Here is a 15846-nt window from a genome sequence, read left to right as displayed (position 1 = left end):
GGCAGTCTGCCGACGGGTGATACTGACCCGAATGAGCAATGACGCGATACCGGCTTGGCAGCGACGGACCACCCGGGAGTCCCGGGCCGGGATGTCGGTGGCCGTGCTCGCCATGATCGGGTTGCAGCTCGCGTTGCCGGACCGGTTTCTGCCGGCGCCTGGATGGTTGCTGCCGACGCTGGAGGGTTTGCTCGTGGTCGTGCTGGCGGTGGCCGATCCGCTGCGCCGCGACCGGGAAGAGAACTGGTTGCGGTGGGGCGGGCTGATATTGGTCGGACTGCTCGCGCTGGCCACCGCATATTCGGCCTATCACCTGGTCATGGGATTGATCGATGGGACGCTCAGCGACGACCCGGCCCGGTTGCTGGGCTCCGGCGCGGCGATCTGGCTGACCAATGTGGTGGTGTTCGGACTCGGCTACTGGGAGTTCGACCGGGGCGGGCCGGGTGCCCGGGCAAACGCTCGAAAACCGTTGCCGGACTTCTTGTTTGTCCAGATGCAGAACCCCGAACTGGCAGACCCGGAATGGGAGCCCCAGTTCATGGACTACCTGTATCTGTCCTTCACGAACGCCACGGCCTTCAGCCCGACGGACGTGATGCCGATGACGCGGTGGGCGAAGGCGATGATGATGGCGCAATCGGGGATCTCGCTAGTGCTCGCGGCCCTGGTCATCGCCCGTGCGGTCAATGTGTTGCACTGAGCCGGAATCGAATAGCCAACGGCTATAACATAATCCACGTATTTTAAACCGGAAGAATACCCCCTATTTTTGGGGCCGAACGCCTTCGGGGCGGTACAGTTATCTGCGGAGTAGCTGTTGTTTGAATCACATGGTGTCTGCGCACCGCAGTGGGGGAAGGAAATTCGGCGTGCGCAGCGTTCTCCAATGCTTGAAACCTGATGAAGATGGGAACACCCGAATGATTCTCCGCAAGATCACCGCGGCTGCCATTCCTCTCGTCGCGGCGGTCGCCGTCGGCGCGGGCACCTCGTACGCAGCGCCGGCCGCCCCGGCGGCCAACGACATCGGCTATGCGTCGAACCTGGTGGGCGACAAGATCATCACCACGCTCACCGGCGGCTCGTTCGAGGTCGCGGGCGATGCGGTCGCGGTGAAGGACGAGGCCGGAAACACCGTCGTGACCATGCCGCTGGCCTTCCGGCAGGACGGCCTGGAATACCCGCTACCGCACGCGGTGAGCGATGCGGGCCGGACCCTGGAGCTAACCGTGGTCAAGGACGCGGCGAAAGCGCGTCCGGTGCCCGCGACGGAAATCGCGTCGCCGTATGAGAATCAGCGGGCCCAGGATGCATTTCTCTCGCAATTCGGCATCGCGACCGCGGTCGGTGGTTTCATCGGCACCGCCATCGGCGCGCTGGTCGGCCTGACCGGCATCCTCGGGGGTCCGACGGTGATCGCCAGCGTTCTGGCGGGCGCCGCGGTCGGTGGCATCATCGGCACCATCGTTGCCGGTGGTCCTACCCTGATCGTCGCGGGTATCGACCTGATCGGCACCCTCACTGCCCCGCCGGGCACCACCAAGTGGATGAACGACGGTAGCCCCAAGAACTGACGCGCACCCGACACGGCGCACACCGGCCCGCTCGGCCGGTGTGCGCCGTGTCGTTTTGTGCGGCAGCCGCTTTCAGCGCGGTGGCAGGATGACGCGCACCTTTCATTCCAGCAGCGGCGCGTTGCCCGGCGAGCCCGTGCGCGGCACGCGAAAAGGCGCGCGGCAGCCGGCTAGCGCGGGTGGCAACCCTGCGGCACGGGGCTACCGGCCACCCGGTCGGCGAGATAGGCCATCGCGCCGAGCGCTTCGCCCGCGGCGGCGGGATTGTGGCCTGGGAGCGGCGAATTCAGATACGTGATGTCGGCACCCTGTGCGCAGTAGCGGCCCACCAGATCGGTGAAGCCGGCTGGGGGGATCACGTCGTCGGTGGTGCTGTGGTACAGGTACAGCGGCACCGCCGGGGCCGGTTCGCCCAGCTCCTGGCCCGCGGTGGCGGCCCGAAAACCGGGGTGGGACAGCAGGTCCGGGACCGCGGCGTAATCGTCGACGCGCGCACCCATGTACTTCAGCACCAGATCGGGACCACACGCGTTCCCGTCGGCGGCCAGCATCGCGCGACCGCGATCGTTGAGCAGCTCGGCGACACCGGCGTTCGGCTGGTCCTTGATCGCCGCGAGCAGGATGAGCATGGCCAAGCCCGCCTGGCCGGTACCGTCCACATGTTTCGCGATGGCGGGCCAGTTCGAGGGCAGGCCACCCGCGGCGATGCCCGCGAACCGGATGTCCGGCGCGTACTGCGGCTGCATCTGCGCGGCCCACAGCGTCGCGAACGCCCCACCCGAATAGCCCCATGCGGTGATCGGCGTCTGCGGCCCGAGACCGGCCGCGGGCAACGCGCGCGCGGCACGGATTCCGTCCAGCACACCGTGCCCCGCATTGACCCCGTCCAGGAACCGTGCCTGCGGGCCCTCGTGATCACTGGTCACCACCGCCCAGCCGCGGCGCAGCGCGTCGGCCATGAACGGAGTGTCGATCAGCGCCTGCGCGCCGCCGAGATCACCGCCGCCGCGCAACGCGTAGGACGGCGCACACCGGGTGCCGAGGCTGTCCTCGGCGATCTGATACGACAGCAGCGGCCGCGGTCCCGGCCCGAACCAGGGCAGCATCGGCACCATGACGGTGGCGACGTCCGCGATCGCGGCGCCGCCCGCGTCGGTGCTGCGGTACTTCACCTGCCAGGTCGAAACCGGTAGTGGCAGACCGAACAACGCGATCTGGCGCGAATCCACGATCGCGCCCTCGGCATAGGCGGCGAGGTCGGCGGGCGCCGCGTAGAAGGGGTCGGCATCCGGGGGCGGAATCTGGGCGTGCGCCGTCCCTGAGGGGCTGAGCGGCGTCGCGGTCAGCAGCGCGGCGGCGGCCACCGATAATCCGAATCTGAGCAGGGCCGATCTCCGGGACCCGGTGGATGTTGCCGCGCCGACGAACGTTGCCCCACTACCGATTCCGCTCGGAGTCGCCATGGCAGGCAACCTACCTTGCCCGTGCTCGCCCCGGCCGGTACTCGCCGGATGTTTCGCCGAAACCCCTAATTCGTTGCCGGGCCGACACATTCGGCCGGCTAGCCGCGATAGGCCGGACACGCCGCGCTCGGCGGCAGCATGGTGGTCGCGCACAGGGCCTCCCCGAGTTCGCCCGGGCGCATCCGTGCACCGGCCGTGACCTGCGCCGATTTACTCGAGCCCCGGGTTGTCCACGGTACTGGCCGGACGCGGCACCGGGCAACGGGCATCCTTGGTCAGAGCCGCCGCCGCGCGTGTCCGCCGTCGAAAGATGCTTCACCTCAACGGGATCGGCACCGAATCAAACGGAACGAACTGGACGCCCCGAAGCCGGTTTCAGCCCTCCTTGCGCAGGGCCTTCTTCGCCGCCTCCTGCGCGGAGTCCACCTGGCCCGCGAACTTGCCGCCGGTCTTCTGGTCGACGATATCGCCCGCCTTCTCGATGACGGTCTCCACCTTGTCGGCGTTCTGCTGGGCCAGGTCGAGCGCCTTGCCCGCCAGGTTCTTGAAGTCCACTGTGCACTCCTCGTTCTCGCGCTGAGTTCAACCGCGGACTCACCCTACCGAGGCGAACACCCACCGCAACGGCACGACGAGCGCGAAAACGGTCACACCGTCAGTCCTGCGCACCGAGCCAGGCCGGGTGCCACAACCGGCCCGTCTCGGTCCAGTTCATGAACCGCACCGAGCCGCGCAGTTTCGGGGTCACCCACACCGCTTCCTTGCGCTCCTCGGCGGTCAGGTCGTTGTCGAACGGATTCGTCTTGCGTTCCAGCTTCGCCAACCGCCCCGCCAGCTCCTGCATGTCGGCATCGTTGAAGCCGGTGCCGACCCGGCCGACGTAGATCAGCCTGCCCTCGTACGGAATGCCGACGAGCAGCGACTTGAACTCGCGTGCCTCGCTGCGCCGCCAGCCGCCGACCACCACGTCCTGGGTTCGCCAGTTGCGTTGCTTCACCCAGGAGTGCCCGCGCTTACCGGGCAGATAGACCGAATCCCGGCGTTTGGCGATCACGCCTTCCATGCCGTGGTCCTGGCTGTAGCGCACCGCGTCCGCGCCCTCGCCGTCCAGTCGCGGCGGCACCCGCAGTGACGGCGCGGTGCCGGCCAGCGCCTCCAGCACCCGGCGCCGGTCCGAATACCGTTTCCGGACAAGCGAAGTGCCGTCCAGGTACAACACGTCGAAGGCCACGAACACGGCCCGCGCCGCATCCGCCTGCAACAGGCCGAGATTGGCGACGCCGTGGTCGTCGAACACCACCGCCTCACCGTCGAGCACCACCTCGTGCCCGGCCAGTTCGTCGGCCAGCGGCCCGATCCCCGGGTACCGCGCGGTCACCACGTTGCCTTTGCGGCTCCGCAAAGTCATTGTGCCGGAGCTGATCTCCGCGATCAGCCGGAAGCCGTCCCACTTCGTCTCGAAGCACCACTCGTCGGTGTGCAGGTCCGCGACGTCGCCGGGGGTCGCGAGCATCGGCGCGAGTCCCCGCGGGAACGGCGACGGACCGCTGGACACCCTGATGATCCGCCCCGTCGAGGCCGTGTCCGCACCGTTGGTCTCGGGCTCGGCCGCGTCGCCGTGCTGCTCCCGCATCAGGTGCATCAGCCACTGGTTGCCGTTGGTCTGGATCAGCGCATAGCGCCCGTTGAGACGTTCGCCGTGGAATCGGACGATCACCTCGTCGTCCCGCCATTTCTCGGTGACGTAGGTGCCCGAGTCCCAGATCGTCATATCGCCGCCGCCGTACTGCCCCTTCGGGATCGTGCCGTGGAAGTCCAGGTACTCCAGCGGGTGATCCTCGGTGTGCACGGCGAGGCGGTTCTGCTTCGAGGAGGTGGGCGGTCCCTTCGGCACGGCCCAGCACACCAGCACGCCGCCCCGCTCCAGCCGCACGTCCCAATGCAGCCGGCGGGCATGGTGTTCCTGCACGACGAAGCGGCTGTCCTCGCCCGGCACCGGCCGGTCGGCGGGCACGGGTTCGGGCGTGCGCGCCGGATCGCGCATCGACCGGTACTTCGCCAAAGCGTCGGGGCCCGACTCCGCCGAGGCGGTATTACGTTGCGGCAGCGCCGGATCCAGCTCGGCGAGCAGATCGCCGTCGGACTGCCAGCGCGCGAGGACTTCGTCGAAACGCAGGTGCCGCAGCTTCTTCCGGCTCTCCAATTCCCGCCAGCTGCGCGGCGCCGCCGCGTTCGGCTGCTCGCGCCCGCGCAGCGAATAGGGCGCGATGGTGGTCTTGGACGGATTGTTCTGGCTCCAGTCGAGGAATACCTTGCCGCCGCGGACGGATTTCGACATGGTGGCCGTCACCAGATCGGGATGCAGCTTCTCCAGATTGGTCGCGACCTGCTTGGCCACCGTCGACGCGCCGCTGCCGCGCACCGCCCGATCCAGCGGGACATAGAGATGAATTCCCTTGCTGCCGCTGGTCACCGGGAACGCGCGCAGGCCGATGCCCTCGACCATCTCGCGCACCGCAAGCGCGACCTTCGCGCATTCGGCCAGCCCGGCGCCGGGCCCGGGATCCAGGTCGAACACCAGCCGGGTGGCCGGCCCCCGCTCGTCTCCGTCGAAACGCCATTGCGGCACATGGACTTCCAGGGCCGCCTGCTGGCCGAGCCAGGCCATCCCGGCCTCGGATTCGATCAGCGGATAGGTGACCGTGCGATCGGAGTGCCGGACGGTGCGTCGCTCGATCCAGGACGGCGCGTGCGACGGGAGGTTCTTCTCGAAGAAGGAGGGTTCGTCGACGCCGTTGGGCCAGCGCTTCCTGGTGACCGCTCGACCGGCGATATGCGGCAGCATGGCGGGCGCGATCGCCGAATAGTAGGCGATGACTTCGCCTTTGGTGGTGCCGGTGGCTGGATACAGCACTTTGTCGAGGTTGCTCAGCTCAACCTCGATACCCCCGAAATTCCGGCGGGCGGCCATGACAACGATTTTAGCGGCGGGGACCGACAGAAACCGGATCCCCGCCGCTCATCAGCCCTGCGGACCCGGCTGCTCGGGGGCACCCGGCTGTTCCGGCGGGACCGCCTTCTTGGCGGCCTCCTTGCCCTTCGCGATCTTGTCCGAGTACTTGCCCTGCGTCTTCTGGTCGATGAAGTCACCGCCCTTGTCGATCGCATCGTTGATCTTGTCGGCGTTCTTGGCTGCCGCGTCCTTGCCCTTGCCGACCAGGCCCTTCAGAGTATCGGCGAAGCTCATAGCGTTCGATCCTTTCCGTAGCCCACTAGCACGAGTGTTCACCCCACATCTTCCCACCACGAGTCCCGTGCGGGCGCCCCATCGGGATCGACCCGCTGACCCGGCATCGGAACGGCGATCGTGGTGCCGGCCCGCTCCGCCGCGGCGACCATCCGGCGCACCGGCTCGGACCAGCCGTGGAAGGCGAGATTGAAGGTAGCCCAGTGGATCGGCACCAGCAGGCCGTAACCCGCGTTGCCGACGCACAGATCGGCGTGCGCGCGCACCGCCTCCTCCGGATTCATGTGCACGTCACGCCACCGTTCGTCGTAGGCGCCGATCGGCAGCAGCGTCAGATCGAACGGGCCGAGCGCGGCGCCGGCATCGGCGAACGCCTTGGTGTAGCCGGTGTCGCCGCCGAAGTACGCCCGCCGGGTCGGGCCGACGATCGACCACGACGCCCACAGCGTGGTGTTGCGCACCAGGCCGCGCCCGGAGAAGTGCCGCGCTTCGGTGCAGGTGATGGTCAGCTCCGCGTCCGCGTGCGCCCGGCCCAGCGCGGACATCGAAACCGAACCGCCCCAATCCAATTCGATGATCCGATGCTCGGGCACGCCCCAGTGCCGCAGATGCGCGCCGATGCCGATCGGCACCAGGAACGGTGCGGTCTGGCGCAGTACGAGTTCGCGGACGGTGTCCTTGTCCAAATGGTCGTAGTGATCGTGCGAGATGATCACCGCGTCCACCGCGGGCAGCGCGGACAGCTGCGTCGGCACCGGGTGCATCCGGGTCGGCCCGACCAGCGCGGACGGCGAAACCCGTTCGCTCCACACCGGATCGGTGAGCACCCGGTATCCGTCCACCTCGATCAGCGCGGTGGCGTGCCCGTACCAGGTGACGGCCAGCTCGGCGGCCGCCGCGGGCAACTGCGGTGTCTGCAACGGGATCACGCCGGTCGGGCGGCCCACGTTGCGCTTGGTGAGCGCCGAAACCAGCAGGGACGGCGCCGATCCCGCCGCGATCTGACTACTCGGCTCGGTGTTGTGGAACTGGCGGTCGCGGTAGGTGGTCGCGCCCGTCGCGTACGGCTGGATAGCCGAGATCGAGGCGCCCATCGCAGAGGGTATGCCCCACGCCGCGCGCACCACCCAGGTGAGACCGAGCGCCCCGGCCGCCCAACCGACAATGCTGCGAATGCTCATCATCGCCCCACAAATTTCGCGGCACGTTTCTCTTGCCTGGCCAGGCGCCCCTCCTGGGCGTCGGCGCTGCTCCACGCCGCCTCCAGGGCGGCGCGCTGCTGCGCGGTGTCCGGCGCCCTGGTGCCGTCGTCGTTGAGCACCAGCTTCATGTGCCGCAGCGACAGCGGCGCCAGCGCGGCGATCTGCTTGGCCCAGGACTGGGCGTCGGCGAGCGAGCCGAGCCGGTTCGCGAAGCCGAAGGTGTAGGCGTCGGCCGCGGTCACCGAGTCCGCGCCGAGCAGGATGGTCCGGGCGGGACCGCCGCCGATCAGCGAGACCAGCCTCGTCATGGTCCAGCGGTCCACCGAGATGCCGAGCTTGGCCGCGGGGATCGCGATGTAGGCGTCCGGCTCGATCACCCGCAGATCCGAGGCCAGCGCCAGCTGCACGCCCGCGCCGAGCGCGCCGCCGTTGATCGCCGAGATCACCGGGATCGGCACCGACTCGATGGTGTGCAGCATGTCCATCAGGCCGCCGAGGAACTCCTGCGAGTAGACCCCGGACAGATCCGCGCCCGCGCTGAAGATGGGACCGCGCCCGGTCAGCACGAGCACCCGGGCGTCGTCGGCGACGGCGGCGAGGACGGCTTCGCGCAGCAGCGTGATGAGTTCGAGGTTCAGCGCGTTGCGCCGCTCCTCGCGCTGAAGTTCGATGGTCACTACGTCACCGTCTCGGCTAACTCCGAGCATGCGACCTCCCCAACTGAGCGATCCGTCTGGTTACATTCACTTTGCCACAGCGGACGGCACACTTCGTTGAAGCCGATACGATCATCGGCTGTGCCGACAGACTTCGACATCCTGGTGATCGGCGCTGGTCAGGCGGGACTGTCGGCCGGTTATCACCTCCAGCGCCTCGGGCTACGCCCCGAGCAGGACTTTCTCATCGTCGACCATGCGCCGGGACCCGGTGGGGCTTGGCAATTCCGCTGGCCCTCGCTGACCCTGACCACCGTCAACCGGGTGCATGACCTCCCGGGCATGTCGTTCGCCGAGACGTTGCCGCCCGGCTCCGAATCGGCGCCCGCGGCGACCGCGGTGCCGCACTATTACGAACTCTACGAGAAGCGCTTCGATCTGCGTGTGCGCCGGCAGGTCTCGGTAACTGTCGTGTGCGACCGCGCGGCGGACGGCAGCCCCGCCGAGCACGGGCCGGTGCTCAACGCCGAAACCGGCACGGCCGGCACCATCCGGGTGCGCGGACTGATCAACGGCACCGGCACCTGGGAGCATCCGTTCATTCCGCGCTATCGCGGGGCGGAGACCTTCACCGGCCGCCAGCTGCACACCCACGACTACCGCACCGCCGCGGAGTTCGCGGGCAAGCACGTGGTCGTGGTCGGCGGCGGCATCTCGGCAGTGCAGTTGCTCGACGAGATCTCCCAGGTCACCTCGACCACCTGGGTGACGCGCACGGAACCGATCTTCCGCGAGGACTCGTTCGGCCCCGAGGACGGTCGCGCGGCGGTGGCGAAGGTGGAGGACCGGGTGCGCCGCGGGCTGCCGCCCGGCTCGGTGGTCTCGGTCACCGGGCTGCGCCTCGACGACCGGTTGCGCGCGGCCCAGGCCCGGGGTGCGCTGCATCGCCTGCCGATGTTCGATCACATCGAGCCGGACGGGGTGCGCTGGGCCGACGGGACCTTCCAGCGAGCGGAGGTGATCCTCTGGGCGACCGGATTCCGCAGCGCCCTGGATCATCTGGCGCCGCTGCGCCTGCGCGGTCCCGGCGGCGGCATCACCATGACCGGGCGACTCGCCACCCAGGTCGCGAAGGACCCGCGCATCCATCTGATCGGCTACGGCCCGTCCGCCAGCACCATCGGCGCCAACCGTGCCGGACGCGCCGCCGCCGCCGAACTCACTCGCTACCTGGGCATCGGGCGCGAATCGGACTGATCAGTCGTTCGATTCGCATCGGAGCACGCACTGGGTGACCTCCGGTACGGGCCGGCCGCGGCCTCGAATCCCGTTGCCGCCCATCGACTGTGCGCGCAGTGCTCAGCTGTCGAGACCGGCGGCGAAGGTGTCTGGATTCTCGCCCACCCGGCTGTCGGTGTTGAGCGCGTTGATGGCGTCCACCTGGTCGCGAGACAGTTCGAAGTTGAAGACGTCGAAGTTCTCCGCGATACGGGCGGGCGTGACCGACTTCGGGATGACGATGTTGCCGAGCTGCAGATGCCAGCGGATGATCACCTGGGCCGGCGTGCGGCCGACCGCGCCGGCGATCGAGGCGATGGTCTGATCGTCGAGCAGGGTGCCCTGGCCGAGCGGACCCCACGCCTCGGTGGCGATGGCGTTGGCGGCGTGGAACGCACGCAGCTCGCGCTGCGCCATCCGGGGATGTAATTCGATCTGGTTCACGGCGGGGATCTCACCGGTTTCGGCGATGAGTCGCTCCAGGTGTGCCTGGGTGAAATTCGAGACGCCGATCGAGCGCACCCGGCCCTGCGTCTTCAGTGCCTGCAGGGCGCGGAAGGTGTCCACGTAACGATCGGCGGCAGGGACCGGCCAGTGGATGAGATACAGGTCGAGGTACTCCAGGCCGAGCCGCTCCAGGCTGGCGTCGAACGCGCGCAGCGTGGCGTCGAAACCCTGATCGGCGTTCCACACCTTGCTCGTGACGTAGATCTCGTCACGCGGCAGGCCGAACTCGCGGATCGCGCGGCCGGTGCCCGCTTCGTTGCCGTAGACCGCCGCGGTGTCGATGCTGCGGTAGCCGGCCTCGAGCGCGGCGGTGACGGCCTGCGAAACCTCGTCGTCAGGCACCAAAAAGACGCCGAAGCCGAGCTGCGGAATCACATTCCCGTCGTTGAGGACGATCGAGGGAACGGCGGAAGTCTCGCTTCTGAAGGTCACCCTGCGACGGTAGAAGTGCGGCGGCGAGCCGTCAACGCTGCCCCCTGGCGTGTTGTCTCCATGTTTGCTGCCCCACCTGCGGGTTCATCGCGGCGAACAGTGACCCCCGCGACAGAGCTCCGCCGACTGATCCGAGCCCAGGGATGACGACCGCATCGCGGTCCGCGGCACCGTGTCGACGAAAATGTTGAGGGCAGATCGAGGGCGTCACGCCATCATTGGGTGCATGGCGACGACCCAAGACCCCTAAGGCCAAGGCGAAGGCTGCCAGAACAGTTCGTAAGTCGACCACGACAATCTCAATGTGCGCAATCTGGACCCAGCGATCAAAGCCGCCATTCAGCAGCGGGCCAGCAGCAACGGACGGTCCATGGAGGCGGAGGTGCGGGCGATTCTCACCCACGCCGCCGATGAAGACACCAACCAGGCTCCCGTGGTCAACCCACTCTCGGGTGCGGCCCTGCTGGGACGCCTAGCACAGCTGCGGGAAGCACTGGACGGGGAAGTGCCAGAAATCGGTGCGCGACACGAAGATTCTAAAGATCCGGCGGAGTAGTGCTGATCCTCGATACGAATGTGATCGCAGCGGCGATGGTTCCCGAAAAGAACCCGGTCGTCGCGGCGTGGCTGGCCACGCTCCCAGGCTTTTACACGACATCCATTACCGTTATGGAAGTGGCCAAGGGCGTCTATCCGATGGCGGCAGGACGCAAACGCGACGCGCTGATGGCGGCTTCCGACGCCGTATTCGCGCCGCTCATGCAGGCCGATCGCATCCTCAACTACGACTACTCCGCGGCGTTCTGTTACGCCTATTTGATGGCGAAGCGGCCGAAACCCAGTGCGGGTGAGGTGACCGACGCCCAGATCGCGGCTATCGCCTTGTCGCATGATGCCGTATTGGTGACGCAGAACGTAAAGGACTTCGTCGGACGCGGTGTCCGGGTTTTCGATCCACCCACCGGCACCGAACACTGATGGATGTCGCACCGCCCTACCTGGACGTTGCCCCACGATAAGCAAACGGAGCTAGGGCCGCCCCGAGTTCACTGCGGGAGGCCGAGGCGGCGGTAGCGGTGGTGGCGGGTGGCACGGAGTTCGGCGGGTGGGCGGGTGCGCAGGTGGGCCAGTTCGGTGGCGATGGCGGCGACCATGCGGCGGGCGAAGTCCACCGGTTCGTCGGCGGCGTCGGGGAATTCCGGGACGATGCGGTCGACCACGCCGTCGGCATGCAGGTCGGCGGCGCGAATGCGTTGGGCGCGAGCGAGTTCCGCGGCGTGCCCGGTATCGCGGTAGACGATGGCGCTGGCGCCCTCGGGCGGCAGCGGGGCCAGCCACCCGTGGGTGGCGGCCAGGACGCGGTCGGCCGGGAGCAGCGCGAGCGCGCCGCCGCCGGTGCCCTGGCCGAGCAGGACCGAGACCGTCGGTGTGTCCAACGTCACGAGATCGGCCAGGCAGCGCGCGATCTCGGGCGCCAAACCGCGCTCCTCCGCCTCCTTCGACATCGCGGCGCCGACCGTGTCGATGACCAGCACGAGCGGCAACCGCAACTCTTCGGCAAGCGCCATGGCCCGGCGCGCTTCGCGCAGGGCGGCCGGCCCCATGGCATATTCGCCGAGCTGCCCGGTCCGGTCGTGCCCGAACACCACGCACGGCTGACCGCGAAACCGGGCCAGCGCGTGCACGACCGTCCGGTCCGACTCGCCCTGCCCGGTGCCGCTCAACGGAACCCGCTGCGTCACCTGCCGCAGCAGATCACGAATGCCCGGCCGGTCCGGGCGGCGCGAGATCAGCACCGACTCCCAGGCCGAGAGCGCCGCTGCCCCAACCGGACTCGATGCCGCAGCAGGATCGGTCCCCGCGCCGGAGCCTTGCCCGGGCGCTGCCGGGCCAGCGACAGAGTCAGGCGCTGTGACTTGTTGCCGTTCTGCCTCAGCGGAATTCAGCGCGTCACTCCGAGTTCGTGACGGGATGACGTTCGCCACAACGCTTTCCGGCGCTACCACCCCGCTGAACACACTCAGCGCGCGGTGCGCGATACGCCGGAAGACGGTGACGGTCACCGCCCCGTCGATAACGCCTCGGCGATAGAGGTTTTCGGCGGTCTGCACGCCTTCCGGAAACGGCTGCCCGTACAGGGCCTGATACACCCGCGGCCCGAGGAACCCGATCATCGCGCCGGGCTCGGCAAAAGTCATGTGCCCCAACGAACCCCACGAGGCGAAGACGCCACCCATGGTGGGGTCACGCAGATAGACCAGATAGGGGTGGCCCGCCGATTTGTGCGCGGCGACCGCGCCCGCGATCTTCACCATCTGCACGAAGGCGACGGTGCCCTCCTGCATGCGGGTGCCACCGGAGGTCGGTGAGGCGATGAGCGGCAGCCCGAGTTCGGTAGCGCGCTCGACGGCGGAGACGATCCGTTCCGCCGCGGCGACGCCGATCGAACCGGCGAGAAAACCGAATTCGCAGGCGATTACGGCCACCCGACGGCCGCGCAACATGCCCGCGCCGGTGAGCACCGATTCATCGGTGCCCGCGGCGACCGCTGCCTGTTGCATGTCCTCGCGGTACCGCGGGGTGGCGGCCACCGTGACGGGTGGCCGATCCCAGCTGACGAACGAGGCGGGGTCGAGCAATTGTCCGAGCAGCTCGCGCGCCGAAATCCTCACCGGATGAGACTAACCAGTCGGCACCGGTGCCGAGGCGACGCCGCGCGAGTGCTCAGTAGCCCTGCATCACCTTGCGCAGGGCGTATTCGGTGAGCGCGACCAAGGCCTGCTTGGCCGGCTCGCGCCGCCGGGCGTCGATGGACAGGATCGGCACATCGGCAGGCACCGCGAGGGCCTGCCGGATGTCCTCGATCGGGTAACGCGGCGCGTCGTCGAATTCGTTGAGCGCCACCAGGAAAGGTAGGCCGCGCGCTTCGAAGTAGTCGACGGCCGCGAAGCTGTCCTCGAGCCTGCGGGTATCGACCAGCACCACGGCGCCGATGGCGCCGCGGATCAGGTCGTCCCACATGAACCAGAATCGGTACTGGCCCGGCGTACCGAAGAGGTACAGCACCAGATCGTCGGCGAGGCTGATCCGGCCGAAGTCCATCGCCACGGTGGTGGTCGACTTCATCGGAATGCCGGTCAGGTTGTCGATTCCAGTACTGGCATTGGTCACCAATGCCTCGGTGCGCAGCGGAACGATCTCCGAGACAGCACCGACCATCGTGGTCTTCCCGACACCGAAGCCACCCGCGACCACGATCTTCGCCGACGTCGGCTTGCTGGTACGGGTGTCGACCTGCGCCGTCGAATCAAATACGCCGGAGTCCACTGAGAACCCTTTCGATCAGCTCGCGACGTTCATCGTCGCTGGAATCGTCTTTCAAAGTTGCCGAAACGCGCACATGCCCGGCCTCGATCAGGTCGGCGACCAGCACACGCGCCACCCCGATGGGGATACCCAAGCGGGCTGCTACCTCGGCAACGGACGGCGATTCTCTGCACAACTCCACGATTGACGTCTCGATGTTGGTCAGTTCGAACTGCCGCTCCAGGGCGACCGGATGCGATGCGACGAGCGCCTCCAACGCCAACTCGACCGCGGGCCTCGTTCGGCCGGCGGTCAACGAGTATGGGCGGACGAGACTCGGCTCGGCGCTCCCCACGCGGTGATCTTCTATGTCCATCCCACCATCAGGAACCCATCGTGACGCGTGGCGTGGCCTGAACCGTCTGGCCCACACGCTCGACCAACAGCGCCATTTCGTACCCGACCTGACCGATATCGCAAGACGTATTGGTCAGCACCGCAAGGTACGAGCCGTCGCCGACTGCCATGAGTAGCAGGTAGCCGTGCTCCATCTCGACGACGGACTGCAACACGGTGCCGCCCTCGAACAGGTTCGAAACGCCGACCGAGAGGCTGGCCAGTCCGGCGGTGACGGCCGAGAGCTGCTCGGCGCGGTCGACGGGCAGCTGAGCGCTCGCGGCCATCAGTAGGCCGTCAGCCGAGACCAGGACGGCATGGGCTACGCCAGGAACCTCGTTGGCGAAGTTCGAAACCAGCCAATCCAGCTGACGATTCGTACCACCTAGATCGGGGTTCATCGGTCTCCTTTATCTCCGGTTAGGTTCATTGCTCTCATTGCGCGGCCATCCCGGACGCCTTGCTGGTGACGACTCAAGCTGGACCTGATTGTTTCTGGATCGCGGCTCGGTGCCCGTTCCACCGCACCGTTGACGGCGCCCGGGACCAGCCTTCCGCCCGGATTGCGTTGCGGCAACCCGGCCGCCGTCTTCGTTTCTGCCTGTGCCTCGCTCGCCCGCCTGGCCGCCTGCCACCCTTCATCACCCGGTGATTCGAAGGAAGCGGCCACTTGGGATCGATCCATATTGGGGTCTGACAGCCACGCGGACATCATTTCCGCGAAAATTGGTGTCCCGCCCATCACCGAATCGCCGGTGTCGACCGCGGGCTGCAGCCTGGTCTGGAAGAACGACGCCGTGCGGCCCGGGTTGGCCCGGTAGCTGTGCCGACCCGGATCGCCGCCGGTCGCGTCCGCGTCGCCGGCGGGCTCCTCGACCCCGCGGCTGCGCGGCGAAAGGCCGATGCCGGGCGAGGATTCGCGTTGCGGCAGGCCGTCCCCGCCCGGCTCGCGCTGGGGCAGATTCGGCGGCACCTGCGAACCCGGCTGCCGTTGCGGCAGTCCGGTCGGCGTCTCGCGCTGCGGCAGGCTCGTCGCCGCCGCGTGCCGCGACGGCAGTCCACCGGTATTCGAATCACGTTGCGGCAAAACGTCCCCGCTCGGATCACGCTGCGGCAGGCCGCTGGAGCTCGAATCACGCTGCGGCAGACCACCTGCGCTGGGATCGCGCTGCGGCAGACCGGAGCTCGGCTCACGTTGCGGCAGGCCACCGGCGGCGCTCTCGCGCTGCGGCAGCCCACCCGCACTCGGATCACGTTGCGGCAGGCCCGAGCTCGGCTCGCGCTGGGGCAAGCCGCTTGCCCCGGCCGCACGCTGTGGCAGGCCACCCGCGCTCGGATCGCGCTGTGGCAAGCCACCGGAAGCACTGTCCCGCTGCGGCAGGCCGCCCGCGCCCGGCTCCCGCTGCGGCAAGCCGGAACTCGGCTCGCGCTGGGGCAGGCCGTTGGCGCCGCCTCGCGCTGCGGCAGACCCGACGAGGGAGCCGCCGAACGCTGTGGCAGCCCACCGCATTCGGATCGCGCGGGGCAACCTTCCCGCTGCGGCAGTCCGTTCGGCCCCTGACGGGCGGCAGGCCACCGGCATTCGGCTCGCGCTGCGGCAGCCCACCCGACGCGCTCTCGCGCTGCGGCAGGCCGTTCTCGCCGCGCTGGCGCTGCGGCAGACCGCCGGGCGGCTGGGCGAGTCCGCTGATGCTCGGCTGCGGTACACCGTTGGTGCCCGGCTGCCGCTTCGGCAGTTCGCCCGAATTCGGGTCGCGCGGCGGCAGACCCGTCACGGTCGGT

At 68.4% G+C, this 15846-nt stretch carries 18 protein-coding genes; 6 read left to right on the top strand and 12 right to left on the bottom strand.

The genetic code is table 11. The features are described from left to right. Nucleotides 1-31: 31 nt before the first annotated feature. Together TY25_RS17015 and TY25_RS17010 are read left to right on the top strand one after the other, a co-directional pair. Nucleotides 32-703, top strand: coding sequence for a DUF1345 domain-containing protein (locus TY25_RS17015; protein ID WP_052383021.1), 672 nt, complete (start codon nucleotides 32-34; stop codon nucleotides 701-703). 220 nt (nucleotides 704-923) lie between these two features. Further along, nucleotides 924-1577 (top strand): DUF8020 domain-containing protein, encoded by a 654-nt coding sequence (locus TY25_RS17010; RefSeq protein ID WP_042257381.1) that lies wholly within the window; start codon nucleotides 924-926, stop codon nucleotides 1575-1577. A 170-nt stretch (nucleotides 1578-1747) separates the two neighbouring features. On the opposite strand, the gene TY25_RS17005 is transcribed toward TY25_RS17010, so the two are convergent. The 6 genes from TY25_RS17005 to TY25_RS16980 all read right to left on the bottom strand — a co-directional run bounded on the left by TY25_RS17005 (nucleotide 1748) and on the right by TY25_RS16980 (nucleotide 8196). Continuing rightward, the gene (locus TY25_RS17005; RefSeq protein ID WP_042257378.1) at nucleotides 1748-2941 is read right to left on the bottom strand and encodes a lipase family protein; all 1194 of its coding nucleotides are present in this window, start codon (nucleotides 2939-2941) and stop codon (nucleotides 1748-1750) included. A gap of 474 nt (nucleotides 2942-3415) precedes the next feature. Further along, entirely contained in the window at nucleotides 3416-3595 is a 180-nt protein-coding gene (locus tag TY25_RS17000; protein ID WP_014981584.1) for an antitoxin, read from the bottom strand. A gap of 100 nt (nucleotides 3596-3695) precedes the next feature. Then, the gene (locus TY25_RS16995) at nucleotides 3696-6011 is read right to left on the bottom strand and encodes an ATP-dependent DNA ligase (protein ID WP_042257375.1); all 2316 of its coding nucleotides are present in this window, start codon (nucleotides 6009-6011) and stop codon (nucleotides 3696-3698) included. A 51-nt stretch (nucleotides 6012-6062) separates the two neighbouring features. Continuing rightward, nucleotides 6063-6287, bottom strand: coding sequence for an antitoxin (locus TY25_RS16990; protein ID WP_029893490.1), 225 nt, complete (start codon nucleotides 6285-6287; stop codon nucleotides 6063-6065). Between the two features lie 38 nt (nucleotides 6288-6325). Continuing rightward, nucleotides 6326-7468 (bottom strand): MBL fold metallo-hydrolase, encoded by a 1143-nt coding sequence (locus TY25_RS16985; protein WP_042257373.1) that lies wholly within the window; start codon nucleotides 7466-7468, stop codon nucleotides 6326-6328. Further along, entirely contained in the window at nucleotides 7468-8196 is a 729-nt protein-coding gene (locus TY25_RS16980; protein ID WP_042257370.1) for an enoyl-CoA hydratase, read from the bottom strand. The genes TY25_RS16985 and TY25_RS16980 overlap by 1 nt, the downstream gene beginning before the upstream one ends. Before the next feature lie 90 nt (nucleotides 8197-8286). Between TY25_RS16980 and TY25_RS16975 the strand changes: the two genes are divergently transcribed. Then, on the top strand, nucleotides 8287-9402 hold the full coding sequence (locus tag TY25_RS16975) for an NAD(P)-binding domain-containing protein (protein ID WP_042257367.1): 1116 nt from the start codon (nucleotides 8287-8289) through the stop codon (nucleotides 9400-9402). Nucleotides 9403-9504: 102 nt separating this feature from the next. On the opposite strand, the gene TY25_RS16970 is transcribed toward TY25_RS16975, so the two are convergent. After that, nucleotides 9505-10362 (bottom strand): aldo/keto reductase, encoded by an 858-nt coding sequence (locus tag TY25_RS16970; protein ID WP_042257363.1) that lies wholly within the window; start codon nucleotides 10360-10362, stop codon nucleotides 9505-9507. Nucleotides 10363-10666: 304 nt separating this feature from the next. On the opposite strand from TY25_RS16970, the gene TY25_RS16965 reads away from it, so the two are divergent. Together TY25_RS16965 and TY25_RS16960 are read left to right on the top strand one after the other, a co-directional pair. Next, the gene (locus TY25_RS16965; RefSeq protein ID WP_042257360.1) at nucleotides 10667-10918 is read left to right on the top strand and encodes a FitA-like ribbon-helix-helix domain-containing protein; all 252 of its coding nucleotides are present in this window, start codon (nucleotides 10667-10669) and stop codon (nucleotides 10916-10918) included. Beyond that, nucleotides 10918-11340, top strand: coding sequence for a type II toxin-antitoxin system VapC family toxin (locus TY25_RS16960; protein WP_042257358.1), 423 nt, complete (start codon nucleotides 10918-10920; stop codon nucleotides 11338-11340). The genes TY25_RS16965 and TY25_RS16960 overlap by 1 nt, the downstream gene beginning before the upstream one ends. A 68-nt stretch (nucleotides 11341-11408) precedes the next feature. Here the strand turns inward: TY25_RS16960 and TY25_RS16955 are convergent, their stop codons facing one another. From TY25_RS16955 to TY25_RS43665, 5 genes are read right to left on the bottom strand one after another with little or no spacing between them, the layout of a single operon-like run. Then, nucleotides 11409-13034 (bottom strand): acetyl-coenzyme A carboxylase carboxyl transferase subunits beta/alpha, encoded by a 1626-nt coding sequence (locus tag TY25_RS16955; RefSeq protein ID WP_042257356.1) that lies wholly within the window; start codon nucleotides 13032-13034, stop codon nucleotides 11409-11411. 52 nt (nucleotides 13035-13086) lie between these two features. Further along, nucleotides 13087-13689 (bottom strand): GTP-binding protein, encoded by a 603-nt coding sequence (locus TY25_RS16950; protein WP_014981574.1) that lies wholly within the window; start codon nucleotides 13687-13689, stop codon nucleotides 13087-13089. Continuing rightward, nucleotides 13670-14044 (bottom strand): DUF742 domain-containing protein, encoded by a 375-nt coding sequence (locus TY25_RS16945; protein ID WP_014981573.1) that lies wholly within the window; start codon nucleotides 14042-14044, stop codon nucleotides 13670-13672. The genes TY25_RS16950 and TY25_RS16945 overlap by 20 nt, the downstream gene beginning before the upstream one ends. 7 nt (nucleotides 14045-14051) lie before the next feature. Beyond that, nucleotides 14052-14465 carry a roadblock/LC7 domain-containing protein gene (locus tag TY25_RS16940; RefSeq protein WP_011207200.1) on the bottom strand — a complete coding sequence of 138 codons (414 nt, stop codon included), beginning with the start codon at nucleotides 14463-14465 and terminating at the stop codon, nucleotides 14052-14054. Further along, nucleotides 14462-15151 carry a hypothetical protein gene (locus TY25_RS43665; RefSeq protein ID WP_201773677.1) on the bottom strand — a complete coding sequence of 230 codons (690 nt, stop codon included), beginning with the start codon at nucleotides 15149-15151 and terminating at the stop codon, nucleotides 14462-14464. The genes TY25_RS16940 and TY25_RS43665 overlap by 4 nt, the downstream gene beginning before the upstream one ends. On the opposite strand from TY25_RS43665, the gene TY25_RS43660 reads away from it, so the two are divergent. Beyond that, a complete protein-coding gene (locus TY25_RS43660; protein WP_201773676.1) occupies nucleotides 15143-15625 on the top strand; it encodes a hypothetical protein in 483 nt (160 codons plus the stop codon). The genes TY25_RS43665 and TY25_RS43660 overlap by 9 nt on opposite strands. Nucleotides 15626-15846: the final 221 nt, after the last annotated feature.

The sequence above is a fragment of the Nocardia brasiliensis NBRC 14402 genome, assembly GCF_000308475.2.
GTDB classification, from domain to species: domain Bacteria; phylum Actinomycetota; class Actinomycetes; order Mycobacteriales; family Mycobacteriaceae; genus Nocardia; species Nocardia brasiliensis.
Note: the sequence above shows the minus strand (reverse complement) of the source record. Positions and strands in the feature narration are given on the sequence as shown.